The sequence below is a fragment of the Acidovorax sp. LjRoot38 genome, assembly GCF_964252975.1.
Taxonomy (GTDB): domain Bacteria; phylum Pseudomonadota; class Gammaproteobacteria; order Burkholderiales; family Burkholderiaceae_C; genus Acidovorax; species Acidovorax facilis.
In genome coordinates, this window is sequence record NZ_CAXUPT020000008.1 from 220,486 (window position 1) to 239,603 (window position 19,118).

At 63.0% G+C, this 19,118-nt stretch carries 23 protein-coding genes; 19 read left to right on the forward strand and 4 right to left on the reverse strand.

Translation table 11 applies throughout. From position 1 onward, the window contains the following. Nucleotides 1-210 precede the first annotated feature (210 nt). From ACSQ22_RS16685 to ACSQ22_RS16700, 4 genes are all read right to left on the reverse strand, one after another. Nucleotides 211-963 carry a DUF1828 domain-containing protein gene (locus tag ACSQ22_RS16685; protein WP_436130960.1) on the reverse strand — a complete coding sequence of 251 codons (753 nt, stop codon included), beginning with the start codon at nt 961-963 and terminating at the stop codon, nt 211-213. Continuing rightward, nucleotides 960-1,418 carry a hypothetical protein gene (locus ACSQ22_RS16690; RefSeq protein ID WP_436130961.1) on the reverse strand — a complete coding sequence of 153 codons (459 nt, stop codon included), beginning with the start codon at nt 1,416-1,418 and terminating at the stop codon, nt 960-962. The genes ACSQ22_RS16685 and ACSQ22_RS16690 overlap by 4 nt, the downstream gene beginning before the upstream one ends. A 73-nt stretch (nt 1,419-1,491) precedes the next feature. Continuing rightward, a complete protein-coding gene (locus ACSQ22_RS16695; protein ID WP_436130962.1) occupies nt 1,492-1,668 on the reverse strand; it encodes a hypothetical protein in 177 nt (58 codons plus the stop codon). A gap of 18 nt (nt 1,669-1,686) precedes the next feature. Further along, nucleotides 1,687-2,421, reverse strand: a complete 735-nt coding sequence (locus ACSQ22_RS16700; RefSeq protein WP_436130963.1) for a S24 family peptidase — start codon at nt 2,419-2,421, stop codon at nt 1,687-1,689. Nucleotides 2,422-2,498: 77 nt separating this feature from the next. Here ACSQ22_RS16700 and ACSQ22_RS16705 point away from each other — a divergent pair, with 77 nt between their 5' ends. The 19 genes from ACSQ22_RS16705 to ACSQ22_RS16795 all read left to right on the forward strand — a co-directional run. Then, nucleotides 2,499-2,771, forward strand: a complete 273-nt coding sequence (locus ACSQ22_RS16705) for a transcriptional regulator (RefSeq protein ID WP_436130964.1) — start codon at nt 2,499-2,501, stop codon at nt 2,769-2,771. A gap of 296 nt (nt 2,772-3,067) precedes the next feature. Continuing rightward, complete coding sequence (locus tag ACSQ22_RS16710) at nt 3,068-3,592, forward strand: phage regulatory CII family protein (protein WP_436130965.1); 525 nt, start codon at nt 3,068-3,070, stop codon at nt 3,590-3,592. Next, entirely contained in the window at nt 3,589-4,527 is a 939-nt protein-coding gene (locus tag ACSQ22_RS16715) for a hypothetical protein (RefSeq protein WP_436130966.1), read from the forward strand. The genes ACSQ22_RS16710 and ACSQ22_RS16715 overlap by 4 nt, the downstream gene beginning before the upstream one ends. Before the next feature lie 50 nt (nt 4,528-4,577). Next, nucleotides 4,578-6,083 carry a DEAD/DEAH box helicase gene (locus tag ACSQ22_RS16720; protein WP_436130967.1) on the forward strand — a complete coding sequence of 502 codons (1,506 nt, stop codon included), beginning with the start codon at nt 4,578-4,580 and terminating at the stop codon, nt 6,081-6,083. Then, a complete protein-coding gene (locus ACSQ22_RS16725; protein WP_436130968.1) occupies nt 6,080-7,015 on the forward strand; it encodes a PriCT-2 domain-containing protein in 936 nt (311 codons plus the stop codon). Before ACSQ22_RS16720 ends, ACSQ22_RS16725 begins: the two co-directional genes overlap by 4 nt. 512 nt (nt 7,016-7,527) lie before the next feature. Further along, nucleotides 7,528-7,845 (forward strand): hypothetical protein, encoded by a 318-nt coding sequence (locus tag ACSQ22_RS16730; RefSeq protein WP_436130969.1) that lies wholly within the window; start codon nt 7,528-7,530, stop codon nt 7,843-7,845. A 2-nt stretch (nt 7,846-7,847) separates the two neighbouring features. Continuing rightward, a complete protein-coding gene (locus ACSQ22_RS16735; protein WP_436130970.1) occupies nt 7,848-8,678 on the forward strand; it encodes a hypothetical protein in 831 nt (276 codons plus the stop codon). Nucleotides 8,679-8,866: 188 nt separating this feature from the next. Further along, complete coding sequence (locus ACSQ22_RS16740; protein ID WP_436130971.1) at nt 8,867-9,388, forward strand: hypothetical protein; 522 nt, start codon at nt 8,867-8,869, stop codon at nt 9,386-9,388. After that, complete coding sequence (locus ACSQ22_RS16745) at nt 9,388-11,466, forward strand: phage terminase large subunit family protein (RefSeq protein WP_436130972.1); 2,079 nt, start codon at nt 9,388-9,390, stop codon at nt 11,464-11,466. Before ACSQ22_RS16740 ends, ACSQ22_RS16745 begins: the two co-directional genes overlap by 1 nt. 3 nt (nt 11,467-11,469) lie before the next feature. Beyond that, complete coding sequence (locus ACSQ22_RS16750) at nt 11,470-11,847, forward strand: Mor transcription activator family protein (protein ID WP_436130973.1); 378 nt, start codon at nt 11,470-11,472, stop codon at nt 11,845-11,847. Between the two features lie 92 nt (nt 11,848-11,939). Next, complete coding sequence (locus ACSQ22_RS16755) at nt 11,940-12,149, forward strand: phage head-tail joining protein (protein ID WP_436130974.1); 210 nt, start codon at nt 11,940-11,942, stop codon at nt 12,147-12,149. Between the two features lie 2 nt (nt 12,150-12,151). Beyond that, on the forward strand, nt 12,152-13,690 hold the full coding sequence (locus tag ACSQ22_RS16760; RefSeq protein WP_436130975.1) for a phage portal protein: 1,539 nt from the start codon (nt 12,152-12,154) through the stop codon (nt 13,688-13,690). 54 nt (nt 13,691-13,744) lie between these two features. Beyond that, complete coding sequence (locus tag ACSQ22_RS16765) at nt 13,745-15,832, forward strand: prohead protease/major capsid protein fusion protein (RefSeq protein ID WP_436130976.1); 2,088 nt, start codon at nt 13,745-13,747, stop codon at nt 15,830-15,832. Between the two features lie 53 nt (nt 15,833-15,885). After that, nucleotides 15,886-16,260, forward strand: coding sequence for a capsid cement protein (locus ACSQ22_RS16770; protein WP_436130977.1), 375 nt, complete (start codon nt 15,886-15,888; stop codon nt 16,258-16,260). A 5-nt stretch (nt 16,261-16,265) separates the two neighbouring features. Then, on the forward strand, nt 16,266-16,589 hold the full coding sequence (locus ACSQ22_RS16775; RefSeq protein WP_436130978.1) for a head-tail joining protein: 324 nt from the start codon (nt 16,266-16,268) through the stop codon (nt 16,587-16,589). Between the two features lie 6 nt (nt 16,590-16,595). Further along, a complete protein-coding gene (locus ACSQ22_RS16780) occupies nt 16,596-17,006 on the forward strand; it encodes a hypothetical protein (RefSeq protein WP_436130979.1) in 411 nt (136 codons plus the stop codon). A 13-nt stretch (nt 17,007-17,019) separates the two neighbouring features. Further along, nucleotides 17,020-17,205 carry a DUF7210 family protein gene (locus tag ACSQ22_RS16785; protein ID WP_436130980.1) on the forward strand — a complete coding sequence of 62 codons (186 nt, stop codon included), beginning with the start codon at nt 17,020-17,022 and terminating at the stop codon, nt 17,203-17,205. Nucleotides 17,206-17,210: 5 nt separating this feature from the next. Continuing rightward, complete coding sequence (locus tag ACSQ22_RS16790) at nt 17,211-18,017, forward strand: hypothetical protein (protein WP_436130981.1); 807 nt, start codon at nt 17,211-17,213, stop codon at nt 18,015-18,017. Nucleotides 18,018-18,135: 118 nt separating this feature from the next. Then, a partial coding sequence (locus tag ACSQ22_RS16795) for a phage tail tape measure protein (RefSeq protein WP_436130982.1) occupies nt 18,136-19,118 on the forward strand: 983 nt, incomplete at its 3' end.

The window sequence follows — 19,118 nt, forward strand, 5'->3', positions numbered from 1 at the left end:
ACAGTACATCGAGACCGCAAGGGGTAACGCCCTAGTTGAGCGAGTGGGCAAAATGAGTGGCCACAAAAGCAAGGGCCCCACCGAAGTGAGGCCCGATATGTCGCTGCAGCGAATTGCAATCTTCTGTACGCAGAGGCCTTCCGAGGAAGGACTTGAGCCCGATGCAGTAGCAGAGCGGGAAAGCGAATGGTACTTCCGGAGCCCAGGAAGTCAATGATTGTGCAAAGAGGCGGCGGCCCGCGCTTCTAGGTCGGTGAACTTGATCGCAGTACCTACGCTCTGCAGGACCTTGGATTCTTGGTCAGCACTTTCTGGATCCAACCGATCATCGATCACGATCAGTGGCGACATGCCAGCGTTCGCGATAACGCTTTGTATGTCTACCAGTTTATGGAGAACCCATGTTGCGGATTGGGCCCGCGGCCCGGTGGCGACAACTGGCTGGCCGTCAATCAAATAGTCCAACTCGTACGGTTTCCCAGACACGCCAATGAAGGGGGGCGATTTGGTGATCTCTGCGCCTGGCTTCCATGCCCGCAAAGCAATTCCCACCTCTTCAACGAACACCGAGATGTCTGTATTGACGCCTTGTTGGTCTTTTTCCCAGGAAACGATGTCCATGAGCGATGCGAGGTACTTAGCAAAGGCCAATGGCGCCGCTGCCTCTGGCGCCCAAAACTCTATCTCTCCGGCCTCGTTGAACGTGCCGCCGTGTCTCTGCGCCGCAGAGATCAGAAATGTGGCGTTCCTCTTGTTCTCGATTCTCACGCCCCGGCCTATGAAATGCATCAAGGTTGCGCCATCGTCAAAAAACCTCACTTGGCCGTTTACTGATTCAACAAACAGCGGCAAAGAGTCACCGTCCTCGAACGTGAATGGCGAAGAGATGGCTGCGACCGATCCATCCTCTGTAAGGGGATGGCACTCAAATCCCAGCAGTGATGAAAATTGATGGCAGATCATGATGTAAACCTAAGCTCGAATACGCTTGGGTCAGTTAATGGTGGCACAAAGGTGATGTTCGTCTGTAGGCAAAAGTAATCAAGCGCCTCACGAAAACCCCAGTCAAGCCACTCTTGCTTCCCCTGTATTCTCTCTCGCCCCATGTGTTCATGCACAAAGTCGTGCCAGCACTTAGGCTTGCGCGCAACAGCATTCACCTGCAATTGATAGACCCGCTGCAGGCCGCCAAGTTTCACCAGAAACACTGTGAATTTGTAGGTTGTGAGTCCCGTCTTTGGAGACACAGCGAACTCTAACGAAACCCGAAGCCCAGACCTGTCACCGTTCTGAAGAAGACCGCACTCCAGCGTTTCCAAACCGGGTTTGAGTTTGTGTGAAGCCCATTCTGGGGCGTCTTCGCATATCAAGGGGAAAGCCAGCAAGGCGCGCGCCTCAGAGGCTGGCATATCTAACATATTCCCTCCTTGTCTATTGTTCTAATTTCATTCATAGAACTACTCATTCACCCAAGATTGCGCACTTCTATGATCAAACCAGCGTAGCCCTGATGTTCTCCACTGCCTCGCGCAGCGGATCTCCTGCAGGGATCGCCATCTCTGCGATGAGCGCATCCACCTGGGCAACGGCCAGCTCATGGTCTGGGTGCCCATCCATCACAGTCTCCAAGACCATGCGCAGGGCTTCGATTTCTGTTCCGAGGTCCATGGGCGCTCCTTCTGGATTTCAGAATTCCTCACCCTTCCAAACCTTCACGACACGTGCGAAGACCTCAAAGTCCATGCCGTGCGTGATGTCGAACGGGTCATATAGGGTGTTGTAGCTCTTGGCCCGAAGGATCAAGCCCTGCGCTGTCGGGATGCGCTGCAGCTGCTTCACAAACCCTTCTTCGCCCACGCGGAAGAAATAGATTCCATCCACATCGGCCCGATTGATCCCACGATCCACCAGCAGCGGGTCGCCCGGGTTGAAAAGCGGCTGCATGGACGGTCCAAACCCAGTCACGATTGCCAAGTTCTTCACCGACGTGATGCGGTGTACGTTCTCTTGCGCCCAGCGGTCTGATACGCGCCATTCTTTGATCACACCTGGTTGTTCTGCCAAAACGAGACCACTCCCCATCGATCCGCCAGTTTCGAACTGCCGGATCACTACATCACTGATTTCATGTTGTGACGAGTGAGCAGAGGGTATTACGTTTGATCTCTGTTCCGACGCTACCGAAGCGCCAGGGCCCTGACTCAGGTCAGACGGGCTCATCCCCCAGTGCTCGGGTCCAACGACGTCGCCAAAGTATGCCCATAGCGCTGGCAGCTTGTCTTTTCCAATCGTTCCGCGACGCATCCAGTCCTGCACGGAAGGCGGCTTAACCCCAAAGTGGGCAGCCACAGCCACCTGCGACACGCCTTTGAGGGCAATCGCGTGTCGGATAGCGGCGCCTAGTTTTTCACCTGTAAACATTGTTCGATCATCAATGAGGCGGTGCCTATGCGGCAATGCCTTGTGTTAAATGCGGTAATGCCTTATATTTGGGCCTTATGCGCACTGCACTTCATGAGGCCGCCCACCTGTTGAACGGGCAATCTCGCCTCGCTGAGGCCATCGGGGTCAAGCCCCCGACCCTTCAGCAATGGCTTAACGGCAAGCGCCCTGTGCCCGATGGAAAGTGCGCTGCGATTGAAAAAGCGACTGGTGGGCGCGTCACGGTTGACGCTATCTCGCCCGGTGGCTGGGCGCGCATACCTGATTCCACTTGGCCGAATCCTGCAGGGCGTCCCGTACGCGAGGTTGTCGCAGGTATGGAGGCTTGACCTGTGGTCCCGACTCACAGCGCCCCCCGCATCTGCTGCATCGGTGTCTTGCCGCTGAGCTTCACCTGGCTGCACTCGCATCGCACGCGCAACTCCCCAGCCTCCCAAGTCAACCGCAGTCGGCTGGTGGTCATCGTGCGCGCTGTTCGCCCTGTTTCTGGGTCGCGGTTTGCTGATAGAGCCGTACGCGTGGATTCGTGCACGACGGCGGTCGAGGAGGGGTGTGCTGTGTTCATGCCCTGCAGTGTTCCAGCGCCGGTCCAAGTTCTCAACATCCAAAAACCGGAGTTCCGGATATGAACGATCTCGACGCATTGCGTCTCATGGTCAAGCACTTCCCTGGCGGCCTGGAAGTCGTTGCTTTGCGCATCGACAAGCCAGCCGAAACGCTTCGGAAGGAGCTGGGCGGGGCTCAGGGCTTCAAGCTGGGGCTGTCCACCGCAATGATGATCTCCGAGCTGTGCATTGAGGCACGCTCTGAGCACTGCCGAGCCTTCGTCAACGTGGTGACGGCCAGCAGCGGGGGCTTTGTCCGCCTCCCGGTGGTGGAGATGCGCGAGCCTGCGTGCATCAACAAGACGGTGAGTGACACCGTGCGCGAGATGTCCGACGTGACCGCCGCGACGCTGCTGGCCAATGCCGACAACAACATTTCCGACAACGATCTCAAGGCCACGCTGAAGGAGATCGGCGATGCGCGCGAAGCCCTACAGAAGTTGGAGCGCGCGTTGATCACGCGCAACACCCAGGACAAGCCCGGTGCGGTTCAAACGCAGAGCACTCAGCAATGGGTGCGTGAATTCGATAGGGCGGCCGCATGACGCAGTACACACAGCATCCGCTGTCTGCCGCGTTCCCGCCGCTGAGCGCCGACGAATTCACAGCGCTCCGTGACAGCATTTCAGACTTGGGAGTGCAGAACCCGATCACGATCTTCGAGGGGCAGGTCCTCGACGGATGGAATCGGTACTGCGCCGCTTGCGAGCTGGGCATGGAGTGCCCGGAGCGTGAGTTGGAATCGTGGGTAGATCCCCGCGCTTTCGTGCTGGCGCAGAACAAGGCACGTCGCCACTTGACTATCGCCCAGATGTCCATGGCCGCAGCTGCGGTCTATGAATGGCGCGGCGTTGGGCGTCCATCCGGAAATTCGGCACTGAGTGCCGAATTAAGGCAGTCGGAGGTTGCAGAGCAAGCCGGTGTCAGTGTTCGGTCACTGAGACAAGCCGATGCGGTCATGAGCGATGCCGTCCCGGCAGTGGTTGCCGCCGTCAAGTCCGGCGAGATGGGGCTGGCCAAGGCCTCAGCCATCGCCAAGTTGCCCCAAGAACAGCAGGTCGACGCCATCCACAAGCCAATGCGCGAGATCGTGTCAGTCCCCGAGAAGGGGGCGAACACCGCCGCTGGCACCGCCCTTGACATCGATGACAGCCGAGGCATCGACCCGGCACCAGCGCAGTCTGCTCCTGCAGTGGAGCCCCTAGCGCCTGAATACAGCGAGCTGGACGCCGCGCGCGACCAGATCGCCGACCTGCAGGCAGCGCTGGCGCTGGCGAACCTTGGCGATGTGCCCGAGGCCGACCGCAACCAGGCCGCCGAGCTGATCGAGCAGCTGCAAGGCGAGGTGAAGGGGCTCAGCGCTCAACTCCGCGCCGTCACCAGCAGCCGCGATTTCCTCATGCAGGAGAACACGCAGATGAAGCAGCAGCTGGCCGCCCAGCGCCGCGAGATCGACCGTCTGAAGGCGGTGGCTGCGTGATGAATCAGGCCACGTTACCGGCCTTTGATGGTGACCGTCAGGAGTCCCCCATGCAACCCTTGCAACTTCGTCCCTACCAATCCGACAGCGTGGAGCGTCTACGTGACGGCTTCCGCGCGAAGCATGTGCGCCAGGTATTGGCCGCGCCCACCGGCGCAGGCAAGAGCCGGATCATGGAGCACATGATCAAGTGCGTGCAGGCCAAGCGCACCCGGATCATGTTCGTGTGCGAGCGCCGCGTGTTGGTCGAGCAGTTCTCTAAGCACCTGGACCGAGCCGGTATCGACCACGGCGTGCTGATGGCCAAGCACTGGCGCTTTCGCCCGCACCTTGAGGTGCAGATCGCCAGCGCGCAGACCTTGGAGCGCATGGAGACGCTGCCGCTCGTGGACCTGGTGTTCATCGATGAGCTTCACGCCTGCCTGCGCAAAAGCATCATCAACATGATGGTGAACCAGCCCAACCTGCGCATCGTGGGGGCCACCGCCACGCCGTTTCACCCGGCCATCGGCACGCACTTCACCAACGTCGTGAGCGTCACCACCATGGCAAACCTCGTGCGGGACGGCCACCTTGTCCCGTTCCGCGTGTTTGTGGCCCGGGAGGTCGACACCACGGGCGTTGCCTTGGTCGCTGGGGAGTGGAAGAAGGACGAGCTCGAAGAGCGTGGCCGCAGGATCGTCGGCGATGTGGTGGCCGACTATGTGCGGATCTCGCACGAGGTCTTCGGCGAGTACCGCAAGACCATCTGCTTCAGTTGCGGGGTGCAGCACGGCGCCGAGCTGGCGCAGCGGTTCAACGAGGCGGGCATCAACGCGGTACAGATCAGCTCGGACGATGAGGACGACTACCGCGATCAGGTGCTGGAGGACTTCGCCCGCCCAGACACGGATATCAAGGTGGTGATCTCCGTGGCCATCCTGAGCCGGGGCTTCGACCAGTCCGACATTGATCACGTCATCCTTGCCCGCCCGCTGAAGAAGTCCTTCAGCGAGCATGTGCAGATGGTGGGCCGTGGCGCCCGCACGCACGACGGCAAGAAGTTGTGCGTGATCCAAGACAACAGCGGCAACTGGCTGCGTTTTCAAGACGACTGGGACAAGCTCTACCACCACGGCGTTGAGGCCCTGGGACCGGGCACGGACACAAAGCCGAAGAAGGAGCCCAGCGACGCGCAAAAGGAGGCCGCGAAGTGCCCCAAGTGCTCAGCATTGTGGCCACCCAAGACCGACACCTGCGTCCACTGCGGGCATGTTCGCGTGCGCAGCAACGACGTGCAGGCCGTCGCCGGTGAAATGATCGAGGTGGGCAGCACGAAGCCTGCCAAACCCGAGAAGTACAGCGCCGACTACAAGCGGTCTTTCTATGCCCAACTGCTGGGCCACGCCCTGGAGAAGGGGCACAACCCCGGCAGCGCCTACCACCGCTATATCGAGAAATTCGGCGTGGGCCCGGCTGGTCCGAAGCCTGATCCCGAGCCTATGGGCGATGAGGTGCGCCGGTGGCTGGTCAGCCGCAACATCCGGCGCGCGAAGGGGAGGGCTGTCGCAGCATGACCGACCGCATCCGCGACGCCCTGCAGTACCTGGCCCATGACGACCGCGAGGTCTGGATCATGGCGGGTATGGCCATCAAGCACGAGCTTGGTGAGGATGGCTTCGACATCTGGGACACCTGGAGCCAGCGCTCCGACTCCTACGAGGCGAAAGCCGCCCGCGCGTCCTGGCGCAGCTTCCGGGGCTCTGGGGTCACCATCGGCTCCCTGTTCCATGAGGCTCAGGCCGCTGGCTGGAAGCCCGCCGACGATGGTACGTACACCGCGCCCACCGAGGCGCAGCTGCAGGCGCAGCAGCTGGCCCGGGACGCCCGTCTCGCTGCAGAGAAGAAACAGCGCGCCCAAGAGCAGGAGCGCGCCGCCCGCAAGGCCGGATGGATCCTGCACCAGTGCAAGCACGAGCAGCATGCCTATCTGCATTCCAAGGGCTGGCCCGAGGCCACCGGTAGCGTGTGGTGGCCATCCGAGGAGCAGAACCTACTTTGCATTCCGATGCGCGTGGGCCGTGACCTGGTGGGCGTGCAGCTGATAGATCGCCGTGGCGAAAAGAAGTACCTGAAGGGCCAGCGCACCAGCGGCGCCGAATACTGCATCAGCAATCCCGGCCATGGTGCTCTGGACTGGTGGGTCGAGGGCTACGCAACGGGGCTCAGCCTGCGCGACTGCCTGCACGCGCTGCGCATGCGCTACCGCATCCACATCTGTTTCAGCGCGGGCAACCTGAAGCGCATGGCCACCGTGGGGGTGGTGGTGGCCGACAACGACGAGAAGAAGACCGGCGAGGAGGCGGCCAAGGCCACCGGCCTCCCGTACTTCCTGCCGCCCCCTGGCGACTTGAACGACATGCACAAGGCGCAAGGCGTCTTTCGCACCTCGCAGGCGCTGCGCAAGTGGTTGAGCAGCATCCAAACACGCCAGGAGGCCCCTGTGTAGCCGCGACCTGTGCAACCCATGCCAGCGGTTCGATACGCGGGGGCATGGGCCAAGAAAACGGCTACCCGGATTGTGCAGAGCCGAAACGTGGGTGGACTACCTAGAGCGTGCGCAGGGTCCCGATGCAGGGGCTGTAAGTCTGGGTTACCCGCTGGGGCGCATCGGCCACCACGGGGCGCTGAAACGCTGGGCTAACTGCCACTGCCGAACGCGCAGGCCACGCCTCCCGGGCTCCCCTGGGTTAGGGGTGGTATGCGCAGTCCACCGGGTCTTCAGCCTTGCCGAGATACGGGGACAGGGATTGATGTGCAGGGAGGGTGGTGTGGATTTTGAGGAACACAGGCGCGTGATGTTGGCGCACTGCGTGAGGCTCGCCGAGACGGACAAGGCCTATGCGTGGTGGGCAGCCAAGCGGTACGCAAGAGAGTCGGAAGGGGTGCTGGCGGATCTGCCACAGCAGCTCGCCGACGAGGTGAAACGGAAACAGGCGCAGGACGCCGAAGGAGTGAAAGATGCCAGAGATCACGACAACCAACCTCAACCAGACCGTGCACCGGGCGGTCATCCTTGAGGCGGAGCTGAGAGCGCTGGCCGTGGCTGCAGTGGCCGCGAAGCTGGGGCTTGATGCGCTGGCGTCGCATATCGAGGTGAAGACGAATGTCTACACGCCCGTGCATGGGTCCAAGGGCGACCGCAGCCCACGCATCGAAGTGGAGTTGATCGACCATCACGAGGGCAAGCCTCGCGTCGGCATCGAGTGCCCCGCCGACGGCACCATGTCCGCCCCCATCGTCGGCGACGGTACAGGCCAGGCCCTGCCCGTGCTCTGAGCATGATCAAGACCTCCCTGGAGATCCGTGGGCAGAAGGCGGTCGAGGCCCAGCTGCGCAGGCTCAGCGGGCGGGAGGCTGCACAGGCGCACTCGGATGCCATGAACGACACAGGGCACCAGGCCCGCCGCGTGCTCGGCAAGGAGTTGCGCACCGAGTTCGACAGGCCCACGCCCTTTATCTACAACTCCCCCAAGTTCATCCCCGCCACGCCGGACCGGCTGTCCATCGCTGTGCTGCCCACCATCGACGCGCGCAACCTGCCCAGCAAAGGCGGGAAGGTGGGGGTAGACCCCCAGCATGTCCTGCAGGCCCAGGCGTTCGGTGGCCGTCGTGCTGACAAGCGCAGCGAGGTCGCATTGCGCAGGGCAGGCATCCTGCCTGCGGGCATGCAGACGGCGATACCCCATGAGCCCTACCCAGGCAGCGACGATGGCAAGGGCAACATCCGGGGCCCGTTCATGGCCCAGCTCATCAGCTACCTACAGGCCAGCGGGGAGCAGGGCTACAGGCAGAACATGAAGGCCAAGGCCAAAGCCAAGATCGAGGACCGGACCACGTTCTCGCACATCAAGACGCGCAAGGAGCTGAAGACCATCCGGGGCCGCGTGTACTTCGTGAGCAAGGGGATCACAGGGGGCTCATCCCTTCCACCTGGCATATGGGCCAAGAGCGGGACGCATGGGGTCGAGGTCAAGCCCGTGCTGATGTTCGTGCGTCGTGCGACCTATGTGCAACGCATCGACCTTGACCGTGTGGTCGAGAAGGCAGACCTGCAGTCCTACCTTGACCGCCGTGTGCGGTATCGCATCCGAAAGGTCGCAGGCGAATGAGCGCTTCACGTTCCCTGTTCCGGTCCGGGTGTGTTGCGTTGGTGCAACGTTTGCGATATTGTTGCGCGCATGCAACAGTCAAAAACGATAGCTGCGGGTCCTTCCTGGAAGGGTGCCGCACGGGTAATTCGTGCCCCGCTGTGTCGCTATTTACCAACGTTCTATAGGGGCCTTAAGTGAATCACGCGGTGCTCGAAGCCCTGGATACCTGCTGCGACCAGAAGACCCTCGCCCAGGTGGTGGGGCTCAGCGAGGCCCGGATCAGCCAGCTCATGAAGGATGGCGTGATGCAGCGCGGTGACACCCTCGGCGAGCAGATCCTGGCGTACTGCGAAAACATCCGCGAGGTGGCCGGGGGGCGGTCGCCGGGCGAGGGCGAGCTGGATCCGGCCCAGGAAAAGGCGAAGCTCGACCGCGAGCGCCGCATGGGCCAGCGGATCAAGAACCTGCAGTCTCTGGGCGAGTGGGCAGCGATCCCGCTGCTGGAGAAGACCCTGGCCAAGGCCAGCGCGGCGATGGCATCCAAGCTGGAGGCACTGCCCGGCGAGATCATGAAGCTGGTGCCTGATCTCCCATTCGAAGCGGTAGAGGAGATGCGCAAAGCCATTGCCAAGGCGCGGAACGACTGGGTGTCGGACACCGAGGAGCTGAACCTTTCGGATGATCCGGATCCGGATGCCGAAAGCGAAGACGAGGATGGGGCTGACTGATGGGCGCCCGCGACCTCCCGGACTTCCAGCTGACCGACGTTGACGCGATCAACGAGGAAACGCGCACTGCCATCGCGAAGGCAATCCGCTCGGGGTTCTCGCCCCTGGCGGTCGAGCCGCCCATGAGCCTTTCGCGGTGGGCAGAAGAGCACTTCTACATGTCCGCCGAATCCAGCCAGACGCAACAGCGCTGGGTTCCGTTCCCATTTCAGCCCGGCATTCTGGATGCCATGGGCGACGACCGCATCACCGAGGTCGATGTCCTCAAGAGCGCGCGCGTGGGCTATACCAAGATGCTGCTGGCCAGCATCGCCTACGACGCCCACCACAAGAAGCGCAATCAGGCGCTGTGGCAGCCCACCGACTCAGACAGCGACAGCTTCTGCAAGACCGAGCTGGAGCCCATGCTGCGTGACGTGAAGGTCATGCGCAAGATCTTCCCGGCGCTGGGCAAGAAGAGCAAAGAGAACACCCTGAAGCTGAAGGCCTTCAGCGGTAGTCGCCTGCTTCACCTGCTGGGCGCCACTGCTGCGAAGAACTTTCGCCGGATCACCATTGCCTCAGCGAAGCTGGATGAGGTGGATGGAATGGACCAGGTGATCGAACGCAGCTCTGATCCGGTCACGCTGAGCCGCAAGCGCTTGGAAGGCGCCACGTTCCCCAAGCACATCTTGGGCAGCACCCCGCGAATCAAGGGCCTGAGCCACATCGAAGGCCGCGTGCTGGTGGCGCACGCGCGCATGGTGTACCAGGTCACCTGCCCGCACTGCGACACCGATCACCCGCTGTCCTGGGGCGGCGAGGACAAGAGTTTCGGGTTCAAGTGGGACAAGGAGAACCCTTCGGACGTGTGGCACCAGTGCCACCACTGTCACGGGAAGATGCGCCAGGCCGACTACCTGCGCGCCTCGCACGCTGGCGCCTGGGTCAGCGAGTGCGGCAAGTGGCGCTTCGGCACTGATCGCGTGTGGCGCGATGCGGCGGGGGAGGCGACCAGCCCGCCGAAGCATGTGGCGTTCAAGGTCTGGACCGCATACAGCCCGCTGGCCACCTGGGAGGAAATCGTCTCCGAGTTCCTGAAGGCCATGGCCGCGCGGCGCACCGGCAACAAGGGCCCGCTGATGGGCTGGATCAACGAGACGCTGGGCGAGACCTGGGAGGACGACGAAGCCGAGAAGCTGGAGGCCGACGCCATTCAGGCCCGCGCCGAGGGCTACGCGCTGCGCACGGTGCCCATGGGCGGCCTTGTGCTGGTGGCCGGGGTGGACGTGCAGGATGACCGTTTCGAGGTGGTGGTGTGGGCTATCGGCCGTGGGGAAGAGATGTGGTGCATCGACTACGTGGCGATCCCAGCCGACCCCGCGCAGGATGAGGAGTGGGTCTCAAAACTGCTGCCCTACCTGCAAAGCACCTTCACCCACGAGAGCGGGGAGGAACTGGGCCTGTCGAGCGTGGGGATCGACATGATGGGCCACTTCACCCAGCAGGGATACAACTTCGTCCGACACCGCGAGCGCCAGAAGATCTTCGGGGTGCGCGGCGACCCAACTCCGGGCCAGCCGATCAGCTCAGGCTCAAAGGCCCAGGACGTGAACTACCGGGGCGGGATCATCAAAAAGGGCGTGAAGCTCTGGTATGTCGGTGCCGACACGGCAAAGGATCTGCTGTTCCAGCGCCTGAAGATCAGCCACCACGGGCCGGGCTATGTGCACTTCAGCGATGGGCTGCCTGCCGCCTACTACTCGCAGCTCACGGCCGAGCAACGGGTCCCGGTTGCCACTTCGCGGGGACTCATCACACGCTGGGTCAATGTCCACCGCCTGCGCAATGAGGTGCTGGACTGCACGGTGTACGCGCTGTTTGCTGCCCACCGCCTGGCGCTGCACACCAAGTCCGAGAACGCCTGGCGGGCCATCGAGCGAAAGCTGGGCATTGAGCCCCGGGCACCCCGGCCCCTCCCTCCAACAGACGAGGAGGGAGGCGCCCCAGCGGCGCCACCACCGCCACAGCCGACGCGCCGGGCCAAGCCCCGCCGTCCTGCACCAGCACCATCTTCCAAACTCGCAAGTCTCGGGTAACACATGACCAAAGCCAACACCGCCCAAACCCCCGGTAAAGCCACTGCTGCCCCGGCCCAGCTTTCTGCACTGGTGGCCCAGGAGCCGGATCTCGTGGACCGCATCTTCGAGTACCTGCTTACTGAGTTCCCGCAGATTGCTGGTGAGCAGTTCGCCCACGCGAAAACAGCTGTACGCGCTGAGTTCAGCGGCGAGACCATCTACATTCCGGCCCGTGGCGCGACGGATCGCCAGCGTCTGGTGCAGGAGGTTCTATCGATGTTCAACGGACGCAACACGTCGGAGATCGCCCGTAGGCTGCGCATCTCTAAGGCGTCGGTCTATCGATACATCAAGCAGGCCCGACTGGCTCCGAAGGCCAGTAGCGGACAGGGCAAGTGAAGTCGTCTCAGCTTTTCGGGATTTGAGACAGGGTCCTCGGTACGGTCGGCGGACCCTCCGCGCCGCTCGGCTGGTGGGAACGAGGAACCACCATGGCCGTCACCCAGGCAGATATCGACCGACTCAACAACGCCATTCGCAGTGGCGAGCAAACCGTTTCCTACAACGGCCGCTCCGTCACGTTCCGCAGCATCTCCGAATTGATGAAAGCGCGCGACGACGCGCAGGCTGAGCTGGCCGCCAGTCGGCCTGGGCGTCGTCGCCTGCACAGCTTCCAGTTCAAAACTCTGCGCGAGGACTGATCATGGCCCGCCGCACACACGCCCGCCGCAACATCGTTGACAGCATCGTCGGGTACTTCAACCCGCGCGCAGGCCTTCGCCGCACCGTAGCGCGCGAGATGCTGCACCGTGCCTATGAGGGAGCCAACCAGCGGGATGGATGGAAGCCGCGCCGCAGTGGCGCCAGCGCAAACGCAGACCACCAGGCTGACGCAGAGCACCTGCGCGTTCGCTCGCGCGCACTACAGCAGAACGTGCCCTACATCGCGCAGGGTATGCGATCCCTCGTGGCGCAGACGGTGGGAACCGGCATCACGCCACTCTTCACGGGACCGCACGCTGCGGTGCTGAATGCCCTTTGGACGAAGTGGGCGCCCTTTGCTGATGCCGACGGCCGCACGAACGTTTACGGGCAGCAGGCGCTGAGCTATCGCACCATGGAAGGTGATGGGGAGGTTCTGCTGCGCGCCCGCACTCGTCGGCCGACGGATGGCTTGCCTGTGCCCCTGCAGTTTCAAATCCTGGAAATCGACTGGCTCGACAGCAAGCGCAACGAGGCAAACGGTAACAACCAGATCATCAACGGGATTGAATACGACCCTCTTGGCCGCAAGGTGTCCTACTGGCTTTTCACATCGCACCCTGGCGACACCTGGATCACCCGCTTGATGGGGCGCGTAGGCCTGCGCTCCGAGAGTCGGCCAGTACCGGCGGCTCAGATCATCCACCTGTTCAACCCTGACCGCCCGGGGCAGGGGCGCGGTATCACCCGCCTGGCGCCGATCATCCCAGCCGTGCGCGACTTGCACCTGTACGAAGACGCGGAGGCGCAGCGCAAGAACCTCGAAACCCGCCTCGCGGTGCTGGCCACTGGCGACACGTCGGCCCTGCAGGAGGATCCGGCGGATGGGACTGGGGAGGGCGGCGATGCCTCGCGCACCGGCGACCTCGGCGCGCTTCCCAGTGGCCAGATCCTGGAGATGCCGCAGGGCATGAGCTTCCAGATCGTGGAGCCCAAGGCCGCCCCGGGCTATGTCGAGTACGTGAAGCAGCGCTTGCACATCATCGCGGCTGGCTTCGGTGTCACGTACGAGATGATGACCGGCGACATGAGCGAGGTGAACTTCAGCAGCGCTCGCATGCGTCAGAACGATTTCCGGCGCGACGTGGAGATCACGCAATACACCTGCCTGATCCCCACCCTGTGCGAGACGGTCTGCCGCATGTTCGTGGAGCATGCCTACCTGGCGGGCCTAATTGAAAGCACAGAGTACGGCGTAGAGCACACAACACCAAAGTGGAGCTCGCCCAACCCGCTGCAGGATGCGAACGCCGACCTGGCGGAGATCGCTGGCGGTCTGTCCAGCTTCAGCGAGAAGTTGCGCCAGCGAGGTTACAAGCCGGAGTCGGTATTCCAAGAGCTGAAGAAGGATCTCGAAACCTTGAAGAGCCTTGGAATCCTGGACCTGCTGATGTTGCTGCAAAAGGGGCGAGCACCCTCAGAGCTGGATGCTGCAAGCGACGACGAACAGAAGGACGCGCCCCGCAAGAAGGCCGCCTAAATATCGTCTCAGTTTTCCGGGATTTGAGACGGCAAAGTCGGCATCGTGCCGGTCATGCCGCAAACCGACACCCCCGCCAACGCGACGCGCCGTGACGAGTTGCCCCTCGCTGGGCGCTCCATGGAACTGCGCCACTTCACGCGGGCCGCAGGTGATGAAGCGCAGCCCGACGCACCCCTGGCCACGGCCTCGCTGGTCTTCACGACCGGCGCCGCTGTGCGCCGCTATGACTGGTTCCGTGAACGCCCCTTCATTGAGCGTCTGGTGGTGGACGAGTCGTCCATTCGCCTGGACCGGTTGCAGCGTGGCGCTCCCCTGCTGAACACACACAACCAGTGGAGCCTGGAGGCTCAGCTGGGTGTTGTTGAGAACCCGGCCATTCGCAACGGCGAGGGCACTTGCGATGTGACCTTCAGCCGCCGACCTTCGGTCGCTGGCTTCGTGCAGGACGTCGAAGACCGAATCATCCGCAACGTGTCGGTGGGCTATGTGCGCCACCGCATCGAGATGGTCCCGCCCGCCGAAGAGGGCGGCTTGTGGGAGTACCGCGTCATTGACTGGGAGCCCATGGAGGTATCGCTGGTCCCCATTCCCGCAGACATGGACAGCCAAGTCCGCGCGGGTGGCCAGCAGCCCGGCGCTGATGACCCTGAGCACCAGATCCGCACTTTCCCTTGCGAGTTCATCGAAACCCGCGCTACCCCATCCACGCCCACGGTGGGCACGACCGCCGAAACCTCAACCGAAGAAGGAACTCGTTCCATGCCTCAAGACCTGAACGCCGCAGGCGGCACCACCGCGCCAGCCTCTACCGCCGCACCCGTGGCTACCGCAGCCGCACCGGCCGCCCCTGTTGTTGATACCCGCGCTGCGGACATCTCGGACCTCTGCCAGCGCCATGGCGTTTCCCACCTGGCCAGCGGCTTGATCCGTGCTGGTGGGTCGGTAGAAGCCGCCCGCGCCGCTGTGCTGGACGAACTGGCTGTGCGCGATGCCGCAGCCGGTGGCCACCAGAACACCAGTATCCAGAACGTGCGCGACGAGGGCGAAACCCGCATGGCCGGTCTGCAGGAGGCACTGGTGCACCGCATCGATCCCACGGCCCCGCTGACGGACAACGGCCGCCAGTACCGTGGTTACAGCCTGCTTGAGCTGGGCCGGGACATGATCGAGCGCGCAGGTGGAAACACCCGTGGCATCACCCGCATGGAAATCGCCGAACGCATGCTGCAGGTCCGCTCGGCAGGCATGCAGGGCACCAGCGATTTCGCTAACCTGCTGTCCAACGTTGCGACCCGTCGCCTGCGCGCAGCATACGAACAGGCGGGCTCCACGTATGCGATCTGGGCCAGCCGTGCACCGAACGCCGCAGACTTCAAGAGCATGGACGTGGTACAGCTGTCTGGTGCTCCCGACCTGCTGCAGACGAATGAGCACGGTGAATTCACCTACGGCACGCTGAAGGATGCAGGCGAGTCCTACAAGGTGGTGACACACGGCCGCATCGTTTCTCTCACCCGCCAGGCCATCATCAACGACGATCTGCGCGGCTTCGACCGCCTGATCCGCGCCTTCGGCGACGCTGCCGCCCGTTTGGAAAACCGCCTGGTCTACAGCCAGTTGCTGAGCAATCCCACCATGGGCGACGGCGTGGCTCTGTTCCATGCCAACCACGGCAATCTGGCCGGTGCGGGCAGCGTGCTGAACGACATCGCCAAGCTGGGTGCAGGCCGTGCCGCGATGCGCAAGCAAAAGGGCCTGCAGGGCGAACCCCTGAACCTCGCCCCAGCCTTCCTGATCGTGCCCACCGATCTGGAGCAGATCGCCTACCAGTTCACCAGCTCGAACTATGTGCCATCGGCACCCGGCGAGGTGAACGAATTCCGCCAGGGTGGCCGCACTGCGTTGGAGCCTGTGGTCGAGCCGCTGCTCGACAGCGACAGCGCGACGGCCTGGTATCTGGCTGCCAACTCGAACCAGGTGGACACCGTGGAGTTCTGCTACCTCGACGGCGCCGAGGGCCCCGTGATCGAGACGAAGCAGGGCTTCGAGGTTGACGGCGTGGCCATCAAGTGCCGCCTGGACTTCGGCGCAAAGGTCATCGACCACCGTGGCCTGCGCAAGGCCACCGGCGCTGCCTGATGAGCGGGGCGCTCACGTAGCGCCCCATTCCTGCACATCCCCAAGGAACGGACATGAACAATTTTCAGCAAATCGGCAACAGCCTCACCATCCCGGCCGCAGCAGCGGCGGTGGCCTCTGGTCAAGTTCTCAAGGTGGGCAATCTGCTGGTGGTGGCGTCGCACGCCGCAGCCATCGGCGAACCCGTCGAGGCCAAGCGCACCGGCGTGTATGTCGTGCCGAAGGTGTCGGGCGCAGTGATCGCGCAGGGCGAAACCCTTACCTGGGACGTGTCCGCAAACAGCGGTGCGGGCGCCTTCGATGACAACGCCGCAACCCCGGCGACTGGCGATGTTACCGGCGCTGCCGCCTTTGCCTATGAGGCGGCGGGCAACGGCACCACCACGCTGGCCGTGTACTTCACCGGCACCCCTGGCACGGTGACCTGATCACTATGGCCCTGAACCCCTTCGCCGCCCTGGAGCAGCGTGTGAACAGCGCTGTGGAGGGCCGTCTTGCCAACGCGCAGGCCGTCTACCAAGGCGGCGATGCGTTCCCGGTCGTGTTCGATTCAGGGGCGGCGGAGATGTTCGGCGGTGACGGGGATGTGGCAGACCTGCCCGAGTACGCGGTTTCGCTGTATTTGAGCCGGACGCCGGGCCTCGCCCAGGGCAGCAAGCTGACCATCGATGGCAAGACCTACACGGTCGCCGGTGGTGTGCAGCCCGATTCGAGTGGCTGGGTCGAGCGCGTGCCGCTGGCCCTACTGAAGGGGTAACGCCGCATGTTCCTCGCTGCCACCGCAATCGCCAGTCACCTGAGCAACACGCCACATTTTCAAACCTGGGATGTGCGCAGCGGGTTGTCCCTGACGGACAACCAGCAGTACCCAGCCGTAAGCATCCGAATCCTGGGCGCCGGGGTGGATGGCGCCAACACATCCACGGTATCCCCGTCGGTGGCCGTGCGGCTCATCCTGGAACGCTCCGACACCGCCGATCAAAAGATGGACGGGGCTTTCCGCGCCGCCCACTACCAGTTGCACGGGCTGCAGCTTACGGACTCATCCGGCCACACCTGGGCGCGCCTCAAGTTGAGCGCCGTCCGCGACCTCCCATTGGCCGACGGTTATGCCGGATGCGAACTGATTTTCGAGACCCATTCCGAATTCACCAGCAAGCACTGCGAGTGCTGATCAAGGAACGACCATGGCCAAGCAAGAGAAAGACATCGAGACCATCTACCTGCTCAAGCCGCACCGGCACGCAGGGCGCGAATACCCCAAGGGTGCACCGCTCGACCTGCCCGAGTCGAAAGCCGCCTGGCTTATCGGCATGGGCGTTGCCAGCAAAACCCCGCCCGTCAAAACCCCCGCAACGCCCAAGGAGGCCTGAGCACCATGGCTGCAACCATCCAAAGCACCAAGTCCCAAAGCTGGAAGGGCCAAGGCCCCATCTTGTGGGGTGACTACGACCCAACCACCGGCACGCGCGACATGGCGTACCTCACTGGTGTGGAGGCCTTCCCTTGCGGCAACCGCACGCTGGCCACCACGTTGACCAAGGAAACCACCACGCTCAAAGAGAGCTGCAGTGGGCAACGCCTGGACCTGGAGGAAATTGCGGGTAATGCCGAAATGACCTTCACGCTGGAGCTGCAGCACATCGCCCCGCGCCTGCTCGCGCACTACCTCTACGGCCAGGCTGTGGACAAGGCCGCAGGCACCGTGACTGCCGAGACGCTGCCGACCTTGGCCGCCGGTGACAACGTGTTTCTGCGCCACCCCAACGCCAGCAGCATCGTGATCGAAGACAGCACCAGCGGAACGCCGATTGAGCTGGTGGAAGACACGCACTACGAGATCAAGAGCCCTGAGCACAGCCACATCAAGATTCTCGCGCTGCCCACTTCGCCCGCCGCTGTGCAACCGCTCAAGGTGGACTATGCCCACGCGGCCTACGTGAACATCGCCGCCTTCACCCAGGCGAACGCGGTCCGCAAGGGCATCGTCTTCAACGGCATCAACCACAACGGCCGCAAGGCCCGCCTGATCATGCCGTGCTGCTCGATGGTCCCAGGTGGTGACTACAACTGGCTGTCCGACGAGCCCATCACGATGCAGTTCACCGGCCGCGTGCTGTACGCCTCCGAGCTGGGCAACGACCCCGAGTACGGCAATTTTGCCCGCGTGGACTGGCTCGACTAAACCCACGCCACACCCATGACCCGCCCGGCGCCCCACGCGCCGAGCGTCTTCAAGTACCGCCGTCATTGGCGGTAGCTGAAGCCGCTGCATTGCCCACCGCCAGCACCACCGAGACGCCATGAAAGCCATTCAGATCCTGATCAACGCGAAGGACAACGCCTCCAAGGTGTTCGATTCGCTGCAGGCGAAGGTCACTGCAGTATTCGCTGCAATTGGCGCGTACCTTGGTGTTCGGGCATTCGCGGGCATGGTGTCGGGTGCTGCGGACTTCGAGTCCGCGATGAGCCGGGTGAAAGCCGCCACGGGTGCCAGTGCTGAGGAAATGAAGCTGCTCACCAAGGCGGCGAAGGATGCGGCGGCGCAGTCCGGTTTCTCCAACGTGGAGACAGCCGACGCGCTCACCAACCTGGCCAAGGCGGGGGCGAATGCGACCCAGGCGATGGAGGCGCTCCCCGGGGTCATCGCGCTGGCGCGGGCCGGCGAGGTGGGCTTGGCGGAGTCGTCGGAGTTCCTGACCAAGATCATCGCCTCAATGGGTGGTGAGTTCTCGGATGCTGCCAAATACGCGGACGTTCTGGCCATGGGGGCCAATGCCTCGAATACCAGCGTTACCGGCCTGGCTCAAGCGTTGAGCTACGCAGCCCCGTCCGCCAATGCCTTGGGTCTAAGCCTGGAAACTACTGTTGGGCTCCTGGGTAAGTTCGCGGATAGCGGTATCGACGCCAGCCGCGCGGGAACGGCGCTGAACGGTATCTTGAGCCAGTTCCTGGATCCAGCGTCCAAGTTCCGCTCCGAGCTTTCGCTGATTGGGATCACCACCAACAATTTCGAAGAAGCGCTGAAGCAGTTGGCAGAGGCTGGGCCGCGTGGTGCAAACGCTATTCTCGCGGTGGGCATGGAAGCCGGTCCTGCCCTGCGCGGCTTGCTGAACGGTGGTATCGGCGCGTTGGAAGAATTGATCGGCAAACTGAAGAGTGCCGAGGGCAGCGCCGCTGCTACTGCCAAGACCCTGCGCGACAACCTCAACGGCTCGCTGGGCTCCTTGGAGAACGCCTGGAAAGGCGTCAAGGACGTGCTCGGGGCTCCCGTGCTTCCGGTGCT